This is a genomic window from Glaciihabitans tibetensis (assembly GCF_003003265.1).
Lineage (GTDB): Bacteria > Actinomycetota > Actinomycetes > Actinomycetales > Microbacteriaceae > Glaciihabitans > Glaciihabitans tibetensis.
Window position 1 is genome coordinate 168,689 of sequence record NZ_PVTL01000003.1, and the last position, 20,600, is coordinate 189,288.

The 20,600-nt window shown below is 67.2% G+C and carries 18 protein-coding genes; 10 read left to right on the top strand and 8 right to left on the bottom strand.

Translation table 11 applies throughout. The annotated features are described in order from the left end of the window. Positions 1-9 precede the first annotated feature (9 nt). The 5 genes from B0I08_RS06705 to B0I08_RS06725 all read right to left on the bottom strand — a co-directional run bounded on the left by B0I08_RS06705 (position 10) and on the right by B0I08_RS06725 (position 5,712). On the bottom strand, positions 10-1,308 hold the full coding sequence (locus tag B0I08_RS06705; RefSeq protein WP_106211110.1) for a DUF58 domain-containing protein: 1,299 nt from the start codon (positions 1,306-1,308) through the stop codon (positions 10-12). Beyond that, positions 1,308-2,327 (bottom strand): AAA family ATPase, encoded by a 1,020-nt coding sequence (locus B0I08_RS06710; RefSeq protein ID WP_106211112.1) that lies wholly within the window; start codon positions 2,325-2,327, stop codon positions 1,308-1,310. The genes B0I08_RS06705 and B0I08_RS06710 overlap by 1 nt, the downstream gene beginning before the upstream one ends. A 153-nt stretch (positions 2,328-2,480) precedes the next feature. Continuing rightward, complete coding sequence (locus tag B0I08_RS06715) at positions 2,481-3,677, bottom strand: DUF4350 domain-containing protein (RefSeq protein ID WP_106211114.1); 1,197 nt, start codon at positions 3,675-3,677, stop codon at positions 2,481-2,483. Beyond that, on the bottom strand, positions 3,674-4,345 hold the full coding sequence (locus B0I08_RS06720; protein WP_106211116.1) for a DUF4129 domain-containing protein: 672 nt from the start codon (positions 4,343-4,345) through the stop codon (positions 3,674-3,676). Before B0I08_RS06720 ends, B0I08_RS06715 begins: the two co-directional genes overlap by 4 nt. Further along, complete coding sequence (locus tag B0I08_RS06725) at positions 4,342-5,712, bottom strand: hypothetical protein (RefSeq protein WP_146134341.1); 1,371 nt, start codon at positions 5,710-5,712, stop codon at positions 4,342-4,344. The genes B0I08_RS06720 and B0I08_RS06725 overlap by 4 nt, the downstream gene beginning before the upstream one ends. A gap of 134 nt (positions 5,713-5,846) precedes the next feature. Here B0I08_RS06725 and mtrA point away from each other — a divergent pair, with 134 nt between their 5' ends. From mtrA to secA, 6 genes are all read left to right on the top strand, one after another. Beyond that, positions 5,847-6,527 (top strand): MtrAB system response regulator MtrA, encoded by a 681-nt coding sequence (gene mtrA, locus B0I08_RS06730; protein ID WP_106211120.1) that lies wholly within the window; start codon positions 5,847-5,849, stop codon positions 6,525-6,527. Between the two features lie 7 nt (positions 6,528-6,534). Then, positions 6,535-8,229: an MtrAB system histidine kinase MtrB gene (gene mtrB / locus B0I08_RS06735; RefSeq protein ID WP_106211122.1), complete on the top strand. Its 1,695-nt coding sequence runs from the start codon at positions 6,535-6,537 to the stop codon at positions 8,227-8,229. Further along, positions 8,222-9,901: an LpqB family beta-propeller domain-containing protein gene (locus B0I08_RS06740; RefSeq protein WP_181243298.1), complete on the top strand. Its 1,680-nt coding sequence runs from the start codon at positions 8,222-8,224 to the stop codon at positions 9,899-9,901. The genes mtrB and B0I08_RS06740 overlap by 8 nt, the downstream gene beginning before the upstream one ends. Positions 9,902-10,054: 153 nt before the next feature. After that, positions 10,055-10,909 (top strand): ComF family protein, encoded by an 855-nt coding sequence (locus B0I08_RS06745; RefSeq protein WP_106211126.1) that lies wholly within the window; start codon positions 10,055-10,057, stop codon positions 10,907-10,909. Beyond that, positions 10,873-11,571 carry a ribosome hibernation-promoting factor, HPF/YfiA family gene (gene hpf, locus B0I08_RS06750; RefSeq protein WP_106211128.1) on the top strand — a complete coding sequence of 233 codons (699 nt, stop codon included), beginning with the start codon at positions 10,873-10,875 and terminating at the stop codon, positions 11,569-11,571. Before B0I08_RS06745 ends, hpf begins: the two co-directional genes overlap by 37 nt. 212 nt (positions 11,572-11,783) lie before the next feature. Next, positions 11,784-14,654 (top strand): preprotein translocase subunit SecA, encoded by a 2,871-nt coding sequence (gene secA / locus B0I08_RS06755; protein ID WP_106211130.1) that lies wholly within the window; start codon positions 11,784-11,786, stop codon positions 14,652-14,654. Between the two features lie 161 nt (positions 14,655-14,815). Here the strand turns inward: secA and B0I08_RS06760 are convergent, their stop codons facing one another. Further along, positions 14,816-15,301 (bottom strand): Rv3235 family protein, encoded by a 486-nt coding sequence (locus tag B0I08_RS06760; RefSeq protein ID WP_106211132.1) that lies wholly within the window; start codon positions 15,299-15,301, stop codon positions 14,816-14,818. 149 nt (positions 15,302-15,450) lie between these two features. On the opposite strand from B0I08_RS06760, the gene B0I08_RS06765 reads away from it, so the two are divergent. Further along, positions 15,451-16,122, top strand: a complete 672-nt coding sequence (locus B0I08_RS06765) for a hypothetical protein (protein WP_106211134.1) — start codon at positions 15,451-15,453, stop codon at positions 16,120-16,122. Positions 16,123-16,140: 18 nt separating this feature from the next. Here the strand turns inward: B0I08_RS06765 and B0I08_RS06770 are convergent, their stop codons facing one another. Then, on the bottom strand, positions 16,141-16,452 hold the full coding sequence (locus B0I08_RS06770) for a helix-turn-helix domain-containing protein (protein ID WP_106211135.1): 312 nt from the start codon (positions 16,450-16,452) through the stop codon (positions 16,141-16,143). Positions 16,453-16,658: 206 nt separating this feature from the next. On the opposite strand from B0I08_RS06770, the gene B0I08_RS06775 reads away from it, so the two are divergent. From B0I08_RS06775 to B0I08_RS06785, 3 genes are read left to right on the top strand one after another with little or no spacing between them, the layout of a single operon-like run. Then, entirely contained in the window at positions 16,659-17,309 is a 651-nt protein-coding gene (locus B0I08_RS06775) for an SAF domain-containing protein (protein ID WP_106211137.1), read from the top strand. A 3-nt stretch (positions 17,310-17,312) separates the two neighbouring features. Further along, positions 17,313-18,581 (top strand): CpaE/TadZ family protein, encoded by a 1,269-nt coding sequence (locus tag B0I08_RS06780; RefSeq protein ID WP_245884642.1) that lies wholly within the window; start codon positions 17,313-17,315, stop codon positions 18,579-18,581. A gap of 35 nt (positions 18,582-18,616) precedes the next feature. After that, the gene (locus B0I08_RS06785) at positions 18,617-20,125 is read left to right on the top strand and encodes a sensor histidine kinase (protein WP_106211141.1); all 1,509 of its coding nucleotides are present in this window, start codon (positions 18,617-18,619) and stop codon (positions 20,123-20,125) included. Between the two features lie 98 nt (positions 20,126-20,223). Here the strand turns inward: B0I08_RS06785 and B0I08_RS06790 are convergent, their stop codons facing one another. Then, the gene (locus B0I08_RS06790; protein ID WP_106211143.1) at positions 20,224-20,472 is read right to left on the bottom strand and encodes a WhiB family transcriptional regulator; all 249 of its coding nucleotides are present in this window, start codon (positions 20,470-20,472) and stop codon (positions 20,224-20,226) included. Positions 20,473-20,600: the final 128 nt, after the last annotated feature.

Genomic DNA, 20,600 nt, shown 5'->3' on the forward strand with positions numbered 1-20,600 from the left:
TCGCGGGAACTACAGTCGCCCGGCCGCCTTCAGCGCGAGGTACCGGTCGGCCAGCGCTGGCGGCAGGTCGCTGGGGGAGCCGGTGACGACGTCGGCGCCGAGCTGGCGGATGGCAGCGGAAACCCGGGAGATGTCGAGCAGCGCCCGCTCGGCGGCCGCCGCGCGGTACACCGCACTGCGGTCGCCGCGGTCGGCGGCGGCGCCCAGCACCGTGGGGTCGGTGACCGAAGAGACGAGCACGGTGTGCGTACGGGTGAGCTGCGGCAGCACGGAAAGCAGGCCCCGCGATGCACCGGGGGCGTCGATCGATGTCGCCAATACGACCAGGGAGCGTTGCGACGTGACCGAGCGCACCAGCGCGGGCACCGCCGCCCAGTCCATCTCGATAAGTTCGGGGTCTACCGGGGCCATGGTGTCGACCAGGCGCGACAACAGGTCGGCACCGGTCGCGCCCTGCACCCGTCCGCGTACCCTCCGGTCGTAGATGAGCACGTCGACGCGGTCGCCCGCGCGGCTCGCCAGTGCTGCGAGCAGCAGCGCCGACTCGTAGGCCGTATCGATCCGCGGCTCATTGTCGATGCGCGCTGCGGAGGTGCGTCCGCTGTCGATGATGATGACCACGCGCCGGTCTCGCTCGGGGCGCCAGGTGCGCACCACCAGATCGTCGCGCCGGGCGGTGGCTCGCCAGTCGATCGAGCGCACGTCGTCGCCGCGCACATACTCGCGGAGGCTGTCGAACTCGGTTCCCTGCCCGCGGATCATGACACTGGTGCGGCCGTCGAGCTCGCGTAGCCGGGCGAGTCGCGACGGCAGGTGTTTGCGGGAGTTGAACGCGGGCAGCACCCGCAGCGTCGCGGGAGCCGAGAGGGTGGCCTGCCGCGCGGCGAGGCGCAGCGGGCCGAACGAGCGCAGGGTGACGTGAGCCGCGCGGCGCTCGCCGCGGCGAAACGGGGTGAGCTGCCCGAGAACCTCGCGGCGCTCGCCGGCGGGAATGACCAGTCGCGTGCGCTGCGACCGGGCTCCTGCGGAGGGCTCCCACGCGTCCCGCACGATCGCTCGCAGGGTGCGGCGCCCGGTGTTCGTGATCAGCAGGCGCGACTGTGCGGTCTCACCGAGGCGCAGCCGGGCGGGAACACTGCGGTGCAGGGTGACGCTCCGGGGAGAGCCGGCCAGGATCAGGTCGAGCGCGCTGAGCGCCCCCACCAGCACCAGCCACAGCACCAGCATCGTGGGCGCGCCGTCGCCGGCGAGCACGACCGGAATCGCACCGGCCGCGAGCAACACCACGAACCACCCGGAGACGGCCATTAGATCGGTACCCGCACCTGCTGCAGGATCGAGCGGAGGATGGTGTCGGCCGATACCCCCTCGAGCTCGGCCTCGGGGCGCAGCTGCAGCCGGTGCCGCAGTACGGGAAGCGCCATGGCCTGCACGTGGTCGGGTGTGATGGCGTCGAAGCCGTTGAGCCAGGCCCAGGCCTTCGCCGCCGCGAGCAGCGCGGTCGTGCCGCGGGGGCTCACCCCGAGGCGCACCGAGGGACTCTGCCGGGTCGCGCGGGCCACGTCGACGGCGTATCCGATGACATCCGCCGAAGCTCCGACCGTGGCAACCGAGGCCTGCGCCGCGGCGAGCTGGTTAGCGTCGAGCACCGCTGTCACCCCGGCGGCGGCGAGATCGCGGGGGTTGAAGCCGCTGGCGTGCCGGGTGAGTACCTCAACCTCGTCATCGCGCGACGGAAGGTCGAGCACCAGCTTCATCAGGAACCGGTCGAGCTGCGCCTCCGGGAGTGTGTAGGTGCCCTCGTACTCGATCGGGTTCATAGTCGCCGCGACCATAAACGGCACCGGCAGCGGGCGGCTGAGCCCGTCGACCGAAACCTGACGCTCCTCCATCGCCTCCAGCAGCGCGGACTGGGTCTTCGGGGGAGTGCGGTTGATCTCGTCGGCGAGCATGATGTTGGTGAAGACCGGGCCGTCGCGAAACTCGAACTCGCTAGTCTTCGCGTCGTACACGAGCGAGCCGGTCACGTCGCCCGGCATCAGGTCGGGGGTGAACTGCACCCGCTTGGTGTCCAGACGCAGCGTGTGGCTCAGCGTGCGCACCAGCAGCGTCTTGGCGACACCGGGCACACCCTCGAGCAGCACGTGCCCGCCGGCGAGCAGCGCGATCACCAGGCCGGTCACGGCGGCATCCTGCCCGACGACGGACTTTGCCACCTCGACGCGGACGCGCCCGAACGCAGCGCGCAATTCGTCGGCACTGGGTGCGGCGGGTGCGGCGGGAGCGACGGGCGTAGCGGGGGCGCTGTGGGCGGAATCTTCGGTCATTGCCTGTGTCTCTTCCAATGTGGCTGGCCTCTAACGGGATGTGGTCGTGCGGTGAGGTGGTGATCGTGCAGTGCGATGGTGCGGTGTGGCGGTGGCGGCGGCGGTGCGGTGGCGGTGCGAGGGGCTGGCGGAGGGGGGACAGCCGCGGAGCGACTACCCGGGGCGGGCCGCGATCGCGACGGCACGTTCCAGGTCGAGCAGCGCGTCGGAGATCCGCACCAGCTGCGCGTCGGAGCGGGGTTCCTCGGTGAGCAGCAGCGCTGCCACCGATTCGAGGGGCCGTGAGGTGAGGGATGCCGCGGCCGCCACCACCTCGTCGACGGTGGCAGTGGCGGGCAGTCCGCAGAGGCGCCCGATGCGGTCGAGACTGCCGATCCGTACCGCGTCCAACGCCCGCAGCCGCGCCGATCCGCGCTCGTACAATCGTGCGCGGCCCTCCATCGTTTCGCTCGACCGCACCACCACCGGCAGGTTCTCAATCACCAGCGGGCCGAACCGGCGTCCCCGCCAGAAGGCCGCGGCGAACGCCAGCAACACGACAAGGCTCGTGAACGGAATCAGCCAGGGCGGTGTCGCCTCGGCGATCGAGGGAGGAGCGGCCGAATCGACGTCGGCGAGCGAGGGCAGGTACCAGATCAGGGTCGGATCCTGTCCGAGCAGGCCGAGCGCGAGGGCGGCGTTGCCTCCGGCGATGATGCCCTCGTTGCTGAGTGCGTCCGGCACGCCCAATACGGTGCGCACGCCGGCGTCGGTGCCCAGCTGGATCAGCGAATACACGGCGTCGCCGCTGCCCAGGCACAGCTGTGCGTCCGCGCTCTCGTCGACGAGGCGGTACCCGGTGCCGTCGCCGGTCACCCGCTCGGCGCGGTCAACCGCTCCCACCGCGCAGGAGGCGTCGGCGCTGAACGGCCCCGTGGCCTCCCCGGCCGCGGCGACGGCGGGAGCCAGGGTGTCGAGCACGGTGAACGAGGGGCTGACGAGCACCAGGTTGTCGCTGAGCTCGGCCAGTTGCAGCAGCTGGTCAGGCGCGAGAATCGACTCGGGGTCGTGGAGCAGCACGGTCGTCCCGGTGGCTGCGGCCGCGGCATCCCGCGTCTGGTCAAGGCTGTTCGTCTCGGTTACCCGCACGCCCTGGTCGCGCAGCACCTCTGCGAGTGCCTGGGAACCGGCCGGTGCCGGGTTGGTGATGGAGAGCGGGTCGCCCTCCGCGACGTTGCCGCGCACCGAGAAGGTGATACCGGCGACCACCAGCGCGAAGACGAGCACGCCGGCCCAGAACGCCGTGCGGCGGGCGACGCGGGACACCGAGGGGGTGAGCACGGTGGACTCGGTGGTGATCACTTCGGTCACGCGGGCACCGACTCCGGGTCGGGGAGCGCGGCGGGGGAGCGGGAGTGGAGGGCTCGTTCGAGCTCGGCGACCGTGGTGTAACCGGCGAGGGTGCCCGTGCGCCCGAGGTAGCGCACCTCGTCGAAGGCGGTGGCGGCGCTGCCCAGCGCGTCGGACAACTCGGCAAACACGGAGCCCGCCCGGGCGGCGAAATCGTGTGCCGTCGTGCCAGGCGTTGTGGTGACGATGGTGCGCTCGGCCAGGCCCCTGGCGATGGCGCGGAACATCTCGGCGATCGCCGCGGAATAGTCGCCCTCGGCGGCTCGTGCCTCGGCGGCCGCCCGCAGTTGCTCGGCGCTCCGCACATCCGCCTCGCCGAAGAGGGTGCCTGCCGCCGCGCTCCGTCGCCGCAGCCGGGGCAACCCGAAGACCAGGAAGGCGACGACGATGCCCGCCACAACGAGCACGAGTACGAGCACAAAGCCCAGCAGGGGCGGCCCGCCAACGCCCGAGAAGCTCAGCGAGGTGAACCAGTCCACGATGGCACCGGAAAGACGGTCAAACCAGGTGGGCTTCGCCGCGTCATACTGCGGGTCGGCAAGCTCGCGCAGCAACCAGTCTCTCGCCTCCGCGGCATCCGGCTCCACCGGCACCTCGACGACGACCCTGCCTGCCGCGGAAAGGATCATGCCCAGGGTGAGTCACTCGGGGTGGTGGGCGAGCCGGGGTCGGAGGGTGCGCCCGACCTGGTTGATGCGCCCGACTTGGCGGTCGTCGGGCGGTAGGGATCCGGGAGGCTGCCCCCGATCTCCGTTCCGAACGACTCGGATGCGCCCCCCTGCCGTGCCTCCACGAACTTGATGAGCTCCAAATCGAGGCCCTCCTTGCGAATCCGCAGGTCGATGTAGATGAGCGCGGATGTCGCGGAGACGATGATCGCGGTGACCGAACCGATGAGCGCCGACGCCACCGTGGTGATGATGGTGGTCAGAAGGAAAATGTTGTCGAGGGCTTCGACGTCGCCGGTCGGGTTGGTGACCGTGGCATAGAAGACCAGAAAGAAGCTGATGGGCAGGATGATGATCTGCGTCGCGGTGGTCACGATGACGTTGACAAGCAGCTGGATGCCGAGGGTGCGCCAGAAGTATCCCGTGGTCAGTGACCAGGAGCGGCGGATCGCCGGGAACAGCCTCAGCCGCTCGATCAGCAGCACGCTCGGCACCAGCGACAGGCGGGTAGCGATCCAGAAGCCCAGCACGATGCCGGCGAGTACGGCCCCGATGCCGAGCAGCACCGCCGAGACCACTCCCGCGGTGGTGCCTGACAGCGCCAGCGCAACGATGATGGCCACCACGACACCGATGACGAGGATCAGAACGACGCCGACGAGAACCGAGTAGCCGATCAGAGCGGCGATGCGCCCCTTCGCGAGCGCAAACAACTGGCGCGCCTTCAGCTTCTCGCCCAGAGTGGCGCGTGCCACTTCCAGACTGATAATGCCCTGCAGGATCGCCGAGCCGACGAGCCCAAACGCGAGGGTCACGAGCGTGGACAGGATGCTGAGGGCGTTGCTGCCGGCGGTGATGTCGTCGAAGGTGTCACTGGACGCGGTGGCGAGACGGTCGAAGCCGAGCACGAAGGAGAGCCCGACCGCGGCGAGGCTGATGACCGCGACGATGCCGTTGATCAGGAGGGATACCCCAAAAGTGGGGCGCGGATTGCGGCGCATCACCTGGAACGAGCCGGCCAGAATCGTGCCGAGCGTCATCGGCTGCAGCGGAACCAGACCGGGCTTGGGCGGGGGGCTCCAGGCGCGAGGGCCCGCCCCGGGGGCGCCCGCCTGCGGATAGCCGTGGGGTGAACCGGTGCCGGTGCCGCCGGGTGCCCCCGCGCCGCCCGGGATCGGGGGAGCGGGCGAAACCGGTGAAACCGGGGCGTATTCCCCGTAACGCGGTGGAATTCGGGGTGCCGCGGGCGGAGTGGGAGGCCCGGCTGGAGGCGGCGATGAGGAGGCCGGTGAGCCGTCCGGGGACTGCCACGGGGTACCGTCAGACACGGAGAGCTCCTTCACCTTGTTACCACCGTAAATTCCGCGGCGGCGCGACGGGGATCGTCTGAGGTTTATGTTTCCACACTCGACTACTGTTATGCGAAAGCTCCTCACGAGGAGCCGATTCCTAGATGAGGGTTATGAACGCGCGAATTCTCGTAGTCGACGACGACACCGCCCTGGCGGAAATGATCGGAATCGTCTTACGCACGGAAGGCTTCGAGCCTTTCTTCAGTGCCGACGGCAGCGACGCGGTCGAAATATTCCGTCGCACCAAACCCGATCTGGTCCTCCTCGACCTGATGCTGCCCGGAATGGACGGCATCGAGGTGTGCGCCCGCATCCGGGAAGAGTCGGGTGTTCCCATCATCATGCTCACCGCGAAGAGCGACACCGCCGACGTGGTCAAGGGCCTCGAGAGCGGGGCGGATGACTACGTGGTGAAGCCCTTCAACCCGAAGGAACTCGTCGCGCGCATTCGTACGCGCCTGCGCCCCGCGGCCGAGTCGCCCACCGAATTGCTGCAGGTCGGTGACCTGGTGCTCGACATCGCCGGGCACGAGGTGCGCCGCGGTGACAGTCGCATCAACCTGACCCCGCTCGAGTTTGAGCTGCTCCTCGCCCTGGCCATGAAGCCCCAGCAGGTGTTCACCCGCGAAATGCTGCTCGAGCAGGTGTGGGGCTACCACTACAAGGCAGACACCCGGCTCGTCAACGTGCACGTGCAGCGCCTGCGGGCGAAGGTCGAGCACGATCCAGACAATCCCCGCATTGTGATGACGGTGCGCGGCGTGGGGTACCGCGCTGGCACCATCACCTGACAGACCCGTGCGTGACTTCGACTGGCGGTCGTGGCTGAGTCGCCTGGCGCGACTGTGGCGCACCTCGCTCCAATTGCGCACCGTTGCCATCAGCGTGATCATGGCGACCGTCGGTGTGTCCATCATCGGCGCGTACATGTTGATCAGCGTGGGCTCCAACCTGTTCGACTCCCGGCGGGACCAGCTGCTGGCATCGTCCGAACGCGCCGCCGTCTCCGTGCAGAACGTCTTCAGCGCGGCTGCCGAGCAGGGGGGCTCGGCCGAGCTGGAGAGCGCGATGGTGGATGCCTTCGACCTGGTCTCCCGCTCGAACGCCACCACGGGCGGTACTTTCATCGCGATCCTCCGCAGCCCCGACCAGGAGGGGCCGCGAGTGCCCGGCGATCTCGCCAGCACCCCGTCCACGGTCGACCTGATCGGCCCAGACCTGCGCGAAACCGTCGCGGAATCCGCAGACACCGAGCGCCGCATGTACTGGCAGTCGGTCTCGATCCCGTCGGAATCCGGCAACGGCGACCCGGGAATCGTGGTCGGCTCGAGCATCACCATCCCGTCGTCGGGCGTGTATGAGCTCTACCTGGTCTACAACCTGTCCGACGCGCAGCAGACCCTCGACTTCGTGCAGCGCACGTTGGTACTCGGCCTGCTCGCGCTGATCGTGCTGATCGGCGCGGTGACCTACATCGTGGTGCGGCTCGTCGTCGGACCGGTGCGTCTCGCCGCCGACGTGAGCCAGAAGCTCGCCGCCGGCCAGCTCGAGCAGCGCATCCCCGAGCGGGGCGAAGACGTCATCGCGACCCTCGCCCGCTCGTTCAACGCGATGGCGGACAGCCTGCAGCACCAGATTGTTCGTCTGGCCACCCTCTCGCAGGTGCAGCAGCGTTTTGTGTCGGATGTCTCGCACGAACTGCGCACACCGCTGACGACCATCCACCTCGCCGGCGACCTGCTGTACGACCAGCGCGAGAATTTTCCCCCGGAGACCGCCCGCACGGCCGAGCTCCTGCACGCGCAGATCGAGCGGTTCGAGATCCTGCTCGCCGACCTGCTCGAGATGAGCCGCTACGACGCCGGGGCTGTGGAGCTGACCACCGAACCGACGAACCTGGTGCACCTCGTCGGCGACGCGATCGAGTCGGTGTCGTCCCTCGCCGACAGCAAGGGCTCGCCGCTGCGCCTCATCGCGCCGGGGGGCTATTTCGAGGCGGAGGTGGAAGGACGCCGCATCCGCCGCATCCTGCAAAATCTTCTCTCGAACGCCATCGACCATGGCGAGGGGCGCCCGATCATCGTCTACGTCGACAGCAACGCCTCCGCCGTCGCGATCGCGGTGCGTGACTACGGCATCGGCATGTCTCCGCAGGCGATGGAGCGGGTGTTTGACCGGTTCTGGCGCGCTGACCCGTCGCGGCAACGCACCACGGGCGGCACCGGCCTGGGTCTCGCGATCGCGCTCGAGGACGCCGCGCTGCACGGCGGCCGGCTCGAAGTCTGGAGTGCCCCCGGGGAGGGTTCGTGCTTCCGGCTGACCCTGCCCCGGACACACGGCGCCGCGCTGGCAGACTCTCCGCTGGAGTTGCCCCCGGACGACACCGAACCGCAAGGCCTCGATCCGAATGACACCAACCCGGATGGTCTTGATGTTGCGCCCAGCAAGGACACGTACCGTGAGCTGCAGAGTGGAAAGGGCGACGATGACTAGGGCGAGAGTTCAGCGTGCCAGCTGGGCCGCCGCGGTGGCGATGATGGTGTCGGTCGCGCTCGCCGCGTGCGTCGGGATCCCGTCCGGCAGTGACGTGATGGCAGGCGAACTGGTCACCGAGGACGAGAGTTTTCCCTTCGCCGCGCTCCCCTCGGGGCCGCAGCAGGACTCCACCCAGCAGGAGATCCTCACCGACTTCATGCAGGCCGCGACGTCGCCAGAGGGAAGCTACGAGATCGCCCGCCAGTTTCTCACCCCGTCCGCGGCCGAGAGCTGGAAGCCGAACGAGAGTGTGCTGATCCGCGAGGGCGGCGGCGGCATGTCGAGCACCGACCCGGAGACCGTCGAATACAGCGTCTCCACCCAGGCCTCGGTCAACTCGCTCGGCGTGTACAAGGAAGACCGAGACCAGGCGACCCAGCGCCTCGTCTACACCTTCGCGCAGGTCGACGGCCAGTGGCGCATCAATGGCCTGGCCGACGGCACGGTGATCTCCCGCGACAACTTCGAGGCCGCGTTTGACCCGCACGCCCTGTACTTTTTCGACCCGAGCTACCGTTTCCTCATCCCCGACGTGCGCTGGTTTCCGGCCCGCTCCAACGTGCCCAACCGGATCGTGCTCGCGCTGCTCGAAGGCCAGGCGTCGTGGCTGCAGCAGGGGGCGACCCTCACGGCCTTCCCGCAGGGCACCCAGCTGTCCGCCGCCGTGGCGGTCACCTCGGGACTCGCGACCGTCGATCTCAGCGACGAGGTGACCGAGATGAACAATCTCGACAAGGCGCGCATGCAGCAGCAGCTCGAGAGCAGCCTCGGCACCGTGAGCGTGAACACCGTGCTCGTGACGGTGCGCAACGTGCCGCTCACCATCCCGGACCCGGGCGCGAGCACCGCGACGCTCACCCCGCCCATCGAGTCCGACCCGCTCGTGCGCAGCGGCGACAGGTTCGGGTTCGCCACGGCAGACACCTTCTCGAGCGTCTCCGGGATCAGTTCGAAGGTGATTGAGGTGGATGCCACGGCCGCCACCCTCGCCCGCGGCCAGACCAGCGCAGCGGTACTGGGAAACGGCGGTGCCTACCTCATCACCTCCACCGACCCTCCGCTGCTCGTAGACGCGCGGCCCAACCTGATCGCCCCGTCGATCGACACCTGGAAGTACGTCTGGAGCGTGCCGTCAACCAGCGCGGCCCCGCTGTATGCCACCGGGCCAGACAGCGTGGTGCACGAAGTGGTTTCCACCCTGCCGGCGGACGCGTCGGTGGTGTCGATGGACGTGTCCCGTGACGGCGCCAGGGTGGTGCTTTATTTGACGACGGATGCCGGTCCCCGACTCATGGTCGCGTCGGTGTTGCGGCGAGACGGTGTGCCCACCGGGCTCGGTGAACTCGTCGACCTGCCCGTGCAGAGCGACCTGCCCATCGACGCCAGCTGGGTGGATGACCGCAGCGTCGCGACCCTCGCGATGACGGAGGGCCACGAGGTCGTGAACGTGTTCGAGCTCGGCGGCCCCGCGGAGAACCTCGGCCGCGCCGACGGCGGAGTCGAGCTCGTGGGGGGCAACGGTACCGAGCAGCTGCGCGTACTGACCGCCGAGAACTCCATCCTCCAGCGGCGGGCCAGCGGCTGGCAGAGCACCGGGCTCACCGCGGACTTCCTCGCCACCCAGCAGTAAGCGTGCCCGGCCGGTAGCAGCCCAGCACGCGGTCGCGCCTGCCCCCGTCAGTCACGCCACGGCAGGTCGTCCCCAGCGCGGAGCCCCACGTGGTTGTCCACCGGATGAACCACGCTGCCGCCGAACCCATCAGCCACGGAGCATCGTTGTCGTGTGAACTCGCTGGTGGCGGCTCTATCCCGGTCTCTGCTTGACGCGCTCGCTGTGTTCTTCCCCGTCGACTGCGAGGGCTGTTCCGCCCCCGACCGCGTGGTCTGCGCGTCCTGCCGCGAGCAGCTGGTGCCGGAGGTCGCCGCGCGCATCCTGCCTAACGGGCTGACGGTATACACCGCCCTGATTTACCACTCCGTGCCCCGACGGCTTGTGCTCGCCCTCAAGGAGGAGGGCCGCACCGAGATCGCTCGTTACCTCGCGGTGCCGCTTCGCGCGGCGATCCAGGTGACGCAAGACAGACTGCTCACGCGCAACGCCGAGCCGACGTCTCCGCCTCATCGCGCCCTCACTCCACCGGAGTTGGCACCGGTGCCGACCAGCTCGGCCGCGTGGCGACGCCGCGGGTTCGACCCGGTCGCGCTGTTGTGCAGGCGGGCGGGCTACCGGCCGTCCCGTGTGCTGGTTTCGGCGCGGCGCACGCGCAGCCAGAAGACACTCGGCGAGCATGAGCGCGCGGCCAACCTGACCGGATCGATGCGGTCGCGGATGAGTCTCGAGGGCCGCCGATTTGTGATTGTGGACGATGTTCTCACCACCGGCGCGACGCTTGGCGAGGCCCGTCGCGCGATTGTGGCCGCCGGCGGCGAGGTGGTGTGCGCCGTCGCGGTGGCGTATACCCCACGTGTCATCCAACACGGCGCGTTTGAAAAGAAGGTTGTCAGTGACATTGCCAGTCAAGGGGTCTACGGTGAACAACACAAGGCGCGTAAGGTCATCGCCTGGCACACGGGCGGCGCGCAAGTGAGCAGGAGGTCAGCGTGGAAATTTCCATCACCGGTCGAAACCTGGGCGTAACAGACAGGTTCCGGGAGTACGCGACAGAAAAGGCAGACAAGGTCGCCCACCTTGCCGAAAAGGCGATTGCGTTCGAGATCAAGGTCAGCCGGCATCACGAAAAAACAACGGGTTCGAGCGGCGATGATCGTGTTGAACTCACCCTGATCGGACCCGGACCGATTGTCCGGGCGGAGTCCGCCGGGCGAGACAAATACGTCGCATTCGACCAGGCGCTGGACAAAATCGTCGAGCGAATCCGCCAGGCAAAGGATCGTAAGAAGGTGCATCGCGGCCAGCATCGGCCGGTGTCTCTGCACGAGGCATCCTCTGCTGGATTCAAGATCGTCGATATCACTCCCGCCAGCCCGGAGATCATCGAAAAGGTGAGCACCGGCGCCGTGCCGATCCAGAACAGCGAGGTCGTCGAGCTCGATGAAGAGGCCTACAGTCCGGTCGTGATCCGCAAAAAGGAGTTCCCCGTCTCGCGGATGTCGACGGAGGATGCCGTTGACCACATGGAACTCGTTGGTCACGACTTTTTCCTGTTCATCGACAGCGAAACCGAGCGCGCCAGCGTCGTTTATCGTCGCAAGGGCTGGGACTACGGGGTCATCAGTCTCGACGAAAGCCTTGACCAGGTGCCCAGCGCACTTGCGGAAATGAGGATGGCGAGCCGCTAAGCGCTCAACAGTTCCGGTGCCGGCGTTGTGACGAGAATTCATTTTTCGATCACAGCGCCGGCACACTTACGCTTGGTACGATAACAAGCCTGTAACGGGCGAGCCGAACCGGCTTTACCTTGCCGGTTTCGCGCGGCGCCCCAATCAGGAATAGAGTCACGAACCGTGACCGGCGCCATCTGGCGCAGCACATAGACCCATGGGAGTTATCGGTGGCCAACGTTCTCGAACGAGCACTTCGCGTAGGTGAAGGTCGGCTTCTACGTCGTCTCAAGCATTATGCTCACGCCGTCAACCAGCTCGAAGACGATTTCAAGGACCTCACGGATGAGGAATTGAAAAACGAAACCGTGCTGTTGCGCGAGCGGTACAGCAATGGTGAGTCACTCGACGACCTGCTGCCCGAGGCATTCGCCGCCGTGCGGGAAGCATCCAAACGAACCCTGGGACTTCGCCACTTCGACGTGCAGCTCATGGGCGGAGCAAACCTGCACCTCGGCAACATCTCGGAGATGAAGACCGGTGAGGGAAAGACCCTCGTCGCGACCCTTCCGGCCTACCTCAACGCGATCGCCTCGCGCGGCGTGCACGTGGTCACGGTCAACGACTACCTCGCCAGCTACCAGTCTGAGCTCATGGGTCGCATCTTCCGCGCCCTCGGCATGACCACCGGCGTGATCGTCTCGGGCCAGAACCCCCAGGAGCGTCGCGCGCAGTACGCCTGCGACATCACCTACGGCACCAACAACGAATTCGGCTTCGACTACCTCCGCGACAACATGGCCTGGCAGGCGAGCGACATGGTGCAGCGCGGTCACTTCTTCGCGGTCGTCGACGAGGTGGACTCCATCCTCATCGATGAGGCCCGCACGCCGCTGATCATCTCGGGCCCGGCATCCGGCGAGGCGAACCGGTGGTTTACCGAGTTCGCGAGCCTGGTCAACAAGCTCACGCCTGACGTGGACTACGAAGTCGACGAGAAGAAGCGCACGGTCGGCGTGCTCGAGCCCGGTATCGAGAAGGTCGAGGACTACCTCGGCATCGACAACCTCTACGAGTCCGCCAACACCCCGCTGATCTCGTTCCTGAACAACTCCATCAAAGCCAAGGCCCTGTTCAAGAAGGACAAGGACTACGTGGTGATGAACGGCGAGGTGCTCATCGTCGACGAGCACACCGGACGTATCCTCGTCGGGCGCCGCTACAACGAGGGAATCCACCAGGCCATTGAGGCGAAGGAGGGCGTCGCCGTCAAGGCGGAGAACCAGACCCTCGCGACGGTCACCCTGCAGAACTACTTCCGCCTGTACAGCAAGCTGTCGGGCATGACCGGTACCGCCGAGACCGAGGCGGCCGAGTTTATGTCGACCTACAAGCTCGGTGTGGTGTCGATCCCCACCAACAAGCCGATGCTGCGCAAGGACCAGTCCGACCTCGTCTACAAAAACGAGCAGGCCAAGTTCGGCCAGGTCGTCGAAGACATCGTCGAGCGCCACGCGTCCGGCCAGCCGGTGCTCGTGGGAACCACGAGCGTCGAGAAGAGCGAGTACCTCTCCAAGCTGCTCGCCAAGCGCGGCGTCAAGCACGAGGTGCTCAACGCGAAGAACCACGCACGCGAGGCATCCATCATCGCCCAGGCAGGCCGTCTCGGTGCCGTCACCGTCGCGACCAACATGGCCGGCCGTGGAACCGACGTGATGCTCGGCGGCAACGCCGAGTTTCTCGCCGTTGCCCAGATGAACGCCAAGGGCCTCAGCCCGGTGGACACTCCCGAGGAGTACGAAGCCGAGTGGGACAAGGTCTTCGCCGACGTCAAGGTCACCGTCAATGAGGAGGCGGCGAAGGTGGTGGATGTCGGTGGGCTGTACGTCCTCGGCACCGAGCGCCACGAATCGCGCCGCATCGACAACCAGCTGCGCGGACGTTCCGGACGACAGGGCGACCCGGGGGAGAGCCGTTTCTACCTCTCCCTGCAGGACGACCTGATGCGGCTGTTCAACAGCGGCGCGGCCGAGGCTCTGATGGGCCGCCAGAATGTGCCGGACGACCTGGCCATCGACTCCAAGATCGTGAGCCGCGCCATCCGTAGCGCGCAGTCACAGGTCGAAGGGCGCAACGCCGAGATCCGCAAGAACGTTCTCAAGTACGACGACGTCCTCAACCGCCAGCGCGAAGCGATCTACAGCGACCGCCGGCACATCCTCGAGGGTGACGACCTCCAGGACCGCACCCAGAAGTTCCTCGATGATGTCGTTACCGAGGTTGTCGAGGTGCACACGGGTGAGGGCCAGAGCGATGACTGGGACTACGACGCACTGTGGACCGAGCTGAAGACGCTCTACCCCGTATCGATCACGGTCGACGAGGTAGTCGCAGAAGCAGGCACCCGCGGTCGCATGACCGAGGCGTTTTTGAAGCAGGAGATCCTGTCTGACGCCCACCTCGCCTATGAGCGCCGCACCGAACAGCTCGGCGAGCCCGCCATGCGCGAGCTCGAGCGCCGCGTTGTGCTCAGCGTCATCGACCGCCGCTGGCGCGACCACCTCTACGAGATGGACTACCTCAAGGATGGCATCGGCCTGCGCGCGATGGCCCAGCGCGATCCCCTGGTGGAATACCAGCGCGAAGGCTTTGCTCTCTACCAGTCGATGATGGGCCAGATCCGCGAAGAGTCCGTCGGGTTCCTGTTCAACCTCGAGGTCGAGGTGACCGGCGGAACGAGCGCTGCTGCTCCGATCGTCGCGGCCAAGGGGCTCACCGCGAACACCGCTCCGGCAGAGAAGCTGAGCTACTCGGCTCCGAGCGAGGACAACAACGGTGCCGTCGAGGTGCGCAACCAGCGCGGCCAGATCGAGCGGGCCGCCACGGCGAAGGCACAGCAGGCCCAAAATGCGACCGTGGCGTCGCTCACTCCCGGTGCGGATGCCGAAGCGGAAGCCGAGCCCGCTCCGACGGCGCGTGCGACCGGTTCCGGCCGCGCGGCGCCCGCCGCCAAGGGTGCGAAGGGTACGTTCGGGCAGCGCACTCCCACCGCGCCGACCACCGAGCCCGTCAACCGCGCCGACCGCCGCGAGAAGCGCTAACGCTCTGCCCGCGCTGCCCGCCGGCGGTGCGACCTCGTGCTCGAGGCTCTTCGGAGTCTTCGGCGGGGCCGCACCGCCGGCGGGTAGTCGCCGTTAACCCGGTGCTCGGAAGCCCCTGCTCGGAACCCGCTGCTCACAACCCGCTGCTCGGAACCCGCTACTCACAACACAGCGAGCACCGACGCACGCCAACGTTTATCGAGCCCCTCCAATCGGATAGCGACCGCGCGCACTCGCGGGTGGGTATTCAGCAGGATGGTGGCTTCGATGACACCATCGCGTGGCTCGAACATCGTCATCGACATCACGGAGACGCGCGGGCGGGGAACGGGCGCATTGTTCCTCCGCCTCACCCGGGTTCCGAGGATGACGCGGCGCAACAGGTCGCGGTAAACCGGGTCGGTGACCCACCGCGCGATCTGATCCAGGTCGCGCGCGCCCGCGATGATTTCGAACGCTGACTTGGCCAGATTTTCGAGCAGGGGTGCCGGATCGGGCAGCTCCTCCCGGAGCGACGGTTGGAAGTCGAAGAAGTCGTCGGCTTCGAAGGGGGATCGGGGAGCGCGTTCCGGAGAACTGGCTCGCGAGCGGATAGGAATCACTGATTCTGCGGTCTCAGACTGGGCAGCGTTCAGCAGTGTGGGCATGGTGCACTCCAAGCGTTCGGGTACGGTCGGTGTGCCCCGTTTAGGGGGTCCCCACACTAAAACACGGCCGGCCACACCAAGCGACGCCCCCAAGGTGGGGCTGTGGATAACTTCGCCCCTGTGTGCGGAATGACGGCTAGCGTCAGCCAATGCGCTGGGATGACCTCTTCAACGATCTCGAGGCGCAACTGGAGCGGGAATCGACCGCGGACGAGACCGATTTACGCGCAGAGGAGGAGCGACTCCGGCTGGCGAGGCTCGGTCTTCGCGACCGCCTGCTGTCGGTGCACGCTAGCTCAGGCTCAGGCTCAGGCTCAGGCTCAGGCCGAGGCCGAGACCCAGACCGAGGCGCAGTCTCGGGCCCGGGCTCGGGCTTAAGCGACCGCGGCGACGACGTCCTCCGGCTCACGCTGCGGGACGGCTCTCTGGTTGCCGTCACACCGTCTACCTTCGGGCGGGACTGGTTCACGGGCGACCTGCAGAGAGAAGGCTCCGGCACGACTCCGTGCGTGGTGCCGTTGGCCGGTATCGCGTCGGTGGCCCTTACCCGGGCGCAGGTCTACCGCAGTCTCGCGCCCGAGGAGGGCGAGCGATCGCTTTCCGCGCGACTGGGACTCGGGTTCCTCCTGCGCGACCTGTGCCGCAGGCGCACCCCGCTTGCGCTGCAGCTCGTCTCCGGCACCGTGCACGGAACGATCGATCGGGTGGGACGCGACCATTGCGATCTCGCGGTGCACGACGCCGGCGGCATCCGCAGGGAGTCCCTGGTAACCGAGTTTCGGGTGGTGCCGTTCAGCGAGCTGCTGCTCGTGCGATTGTAGGCGGTGGAACAGGTGCTCCTACCGGTCGGGCCGGGGATTTGTGTCTTCGGAAAAACCCCCAACGGCACCGAAGGTCGGCTCGACCACGTCGGTAAACTCCGACCCGCGCCACAAGCCGCTGCGTCGGGCCTCTTCGTATTTCGCTTCGATGAACGACTCCAGCACGCTGCGCTCGATTCTCCAGTGCCCGTGGCCGCCCACTTTGATGGCCGGTAATTCGCCGGAGCGCACCAAAGCGTAGGCGGAGCGGCTGGATATGTTCAGCACATCGGCGACATCCGCGAGGGTCAGAAAACGCCCGAGGCCGCCCGAGGAATCAGTGTCGTCCATCCCTCGATTATCGGTCGAGTCTCCTCCCCACGACCCTCTTGTGGATAACTTTCGCAGCGATTCGCCCAGCCCGTGAATATAGAGCCAGCACAGAGAGCCAGCACGGAGAGCCAGCACAGAGAGCCAGCACAGAGAGCCAGCACAGAGAGCCAGCACAGAGAGCCAGCACAGAGCGCAAGCATTCAGCGCCAGCAACGAGGAGACCCATGTCAGCCGAAACCCGCGGTCACGTTCCCGACCGGAGGAAACGCACGTTCTGGTTCGACCCCCGATTCGCGATCGGGCTCGTGCTGGTTGCGGCATCTGTCGGCGGTGTCGTCTGGGTGGTCGGGGTGAACGACTCGTCGGTGGCCGTGTTGGCCGCCCGGGCGGCGATCGCGCCGGGCGAGATCCTGCTGGCTGAAGACCTGCGCACGGTGCAGGTTCGGGTAGAAAGCGTGCACGACCTGTATGTTGCGCCGGACAAGCTGCCCAGTGCCGGTCTCGTCGCGACCCGGGCCATCGCCGCGGGGGAGTTGCTCCCGGTCTCCGCCGTGGGCAGTGCCGATGCGGTGCAGCTGACCGCGGTGGTTCTGCATCTCACCTCGCGGCTGCCCGAATCGGTGAGCGAGGGCGCTCGACTGGACATCTGGGCGGCGCGCGCAACGGGCGGGGGCGACTTCGAGGCGCCGTCGGTAATCGTCTCAGCTGCTACGGTCGTGCGGCTCGTCGACGACGATGATGCGTTGATGGGCTCATCCGACGGTCCGCTCGTGGAGGTGCTGATCCCGCGCGCGTCGGTCGCGGGCGTGCTGGAGAGCGTCGCCAACGGCGCGGCGCTGTCGGCGATTCCCGTTGATCTTCCCGTGACGGAGTAGCTGATGAGAATCGCCCTCGCCCTGCCGCTCGCGGTGGAGGATCGCCTCGCTGCAGACGCGGTGCTGCACGGACACGACGTCGTGGCTCGGTGCTCGACCGCCCAGGAGCTCGCCTCCCGGATCGACACGGTGACCCCAGACGTCGTCATAGCCGCCGCGACCGAGCGCCATCTGACCGCACAGCTGCTCGCGGTCTGCGACGAGGCGGGCGTGCGGATGCTCGCGCTGGTGGGCGGCGAAGTGGAACGGCGGCTCGCGGCGTCCGTTGGGCTATATGAGATGGCGCCGAGCGACGCAACCTGGCCGCAGATCGAGGCGGCGTTGGGCTCACTGCGTCGTTCATTTGTGCAGGATGCCGCGGCGCAGCCGCCGGGTTCCCGCGACGGCATAGTCATCGCGGTGTGGGGTCCGGCCGGGTCGCCGGGGCGTACTACCCTCGCCATCAACATCGCAGCCGAGATCGCGGCGGCGGGTTACTCGGTCGCGCTCGGCGACGTGGACACGCACAGCGCGTCCGTAGCACCCGCGTTGGGGATGCTGGACGAGGCGCCCGGGTTCGCGGCCGCATGTCGCCTGGCGGGGGCAGAGAGCCTCACTCAGGCGGAGCTGGAGCGCATCGGGCAGCGGTACCGGTCGGGGCATTCGAGTTTCTGGGTGTTGACCGGTATCGGCCGCGCCAGCCGGTGGCCCGAGCTGTCCGATTCGAGGGTTGCCGCGACGATCGCGCAGTGTCGCAAGTGGGTCGACTTCACCGTGTTGGACACCGGCTTCAGCCTCGAAATGGATGAAGAAATATCGTCGGACGTCTTCTCGCCGCGGAGGAACGCGGCGAGCATCGCCGCCCTGCGAGAAGCCGACCGGGTGGTGGCTGTCGGGGACGCGGACCCCGTCGGGCTGTCGAGGTTTCTGCGCGCCCACGTCGACCTGGTCGAGACGGTGGCCGCCGGCCGCGTTGTGGTCGTGATGAACAAGATCCGTGCCAGCGTCATCGGAATGAATCCTGCGGCCCAGGTCGCGCAGACCCTGTACCGGTTCGGGGGGATCGACGCGGCGGCCATGATTCCGTACGACAGGGCGGGCCTGGATGCCGCGATTCTGACGGGACAGACACTCGCAGACGCCGCAGCGCGTTCGCCAGTGCGCGCAGCAATCCGGGCGCTGGTGACGTCGCGGCTTCTGCCGCCATCCGCCATCGAACAAAAAATCCGCACCCGCTCGTGGCGTTCGCGGCGCGAGGAAAAGGCAAGGCGTGCCGTCCGGCGTCACCGGTAGGCGGAGTCCCAGCTGCGAGACAGTAGCCTAGGGACGTGTCGACACTCAGTGACCTAGTTTTGCCCGAGGGGCGCTCCAGCGAGGCCGATGTGGAGTGGCTCCACCTGCTCGTGGGCGACTGGCAGCTGCTCGCTGACCTCGCGTTCGCCGACATCGTGTTGTGGGTTCCCAGCCACGATGGCAGTTTTCTCGCCGTCGCCCACGCCCGCCCGTCGAGTTCGGCGACGCTGTTCTATCGCGACTTTGTCGGGCAACCGATCAAGCCCGAGTGGAAGGCGCAGGTCACCGAAGCGTTCGAGACCGTCAAGATCGTTGACTCCTCTGCCCCCGATTGGTACGAGGAAACCCCCACCCGCGTGCGCGCCGTGCCCGTGCTGCGCCGACTGAGCGCGAGTGGAAGCGAAACGACCGGCTCGCCGATCGCCGTCATCACCCGTCACACCAACCTGAGCGAGGCGCGCACTCCCAGCCGTCAGGAACTCACCTTCAACGACTGCGCCAATGACCTGTTCGGCATGATCGCCTCCGCCGACTTTCCCGACCTGGGAGCCCCGACCGGTCCCCGCCGAGGCGCGCCGCGGGCATCCGACGGGCTCATCCGCCTCGACGTCGATGGCACCGCGACTTTCGCCAGCCCCAACGGCCTCTCTGCTTTCAACCGCATGGGCTTCGCCGGCGAACTCGAGGGGGAGTCGCTCGCCGAGGTGACCACGAGTCTGCTCACCACCAAGCAATTGACGGTGGACGAGTCGCTGCCGCTGGTTGTCACCGGCCGAGCCCCCTGGCGCACCGACATCGAGGCGCGCGGGGTCACCGTGTCGCTGCGCGCGATTCCGATCCGCAATCGTGGCGCGCGGGTGGGCGCAATTGTTCTCTGTCGGGATGTCACGGAGGTGCGTCACCAGGAACGTGAACTCATCACGAAGGATGCAACCATCCGGGAGATCCACCACCGGGTAAAAAACAACCTGCAGACGGTCGCATCGCTGCTGCGCATCCAGGCCAGACGAACGCACAACGAGGTCGCGAAGGATTCCCTCCAGCAGGCCATGCGCCGCGTGGCCGCCATTGCCGTCGTGCATGACACGCTCAGCGAGGGGCTCAGCCAGCAGGTCGACTTCGACACGGTCTTCGATCGGGTACTGCTGTTGATCGCGGAGGTCGCCTCAAGCCACAACACCACGGTGCACCCGAAGTCCACCGGCAGCTTCGGAATTCTGCCGAGCGAGTACGCGACGCCGCTGGCGCTCGCGCTCACCGAACTCGTCACCAACGCGGTCGAGCACGGGCTCGCCGGGCGTGACGGTGAGGTGCAGATCACCGCGCTGCGCACCGACGACTACCTCAGCGTGAAGGTACGCGACAACGGGGTGGGACTGCCCGAGGGCAAGGTCGGCGCGGGGTTGGGTACCCAGATCGTGCGCACCCTGATCCAGGGCGAACTCGGCGGAACCATCGACTGGCACACCCTGATGGGTGGGGCAGGCGACAGCGGAACCGAGGTCACCATCGAGATACCGATGACCTGGCTCAACAAGCCCTAGTGACCTGGCACCCCAAGCCCTGATGTGCGGGAGCACAAACGGGCCCGGCACGAAGAAGCCCGCCGGAAGTGTCTCCCGGCGGGCTTAGTGAAAGCTCGTTAGGACGCGCGGCGGGCGCGAGCAGCGCGGCGCTTGAGAGCTCGACGCTCGTCTTCGCTGAGGCCGCCCCAGACGCCGGAATCCTGGCTGGTTTCGAGCGCGTACTGCAGGCACATCTCCGTCACGGAGCAACGGCCGCACACGGCCTTCGCCTTGTCGATCTGGTCTACAGCGGGTCCGGTGTTTCCAACCGGGAAAAAGAGCTCAGGGTCTGCGGTGAGGCAGGCAGCTTTATCGCGCCAATCCATTGGGGGTGCTCCTTAAATAGTGCATTTACTGCATAGGTCATCGACCTAAAGATTCGGAAGGAAAAGTTTTCGGGACTCGCTCACATCACCGTGGGCGGCAAATCAACCTCACATAGGCTCTCATATTG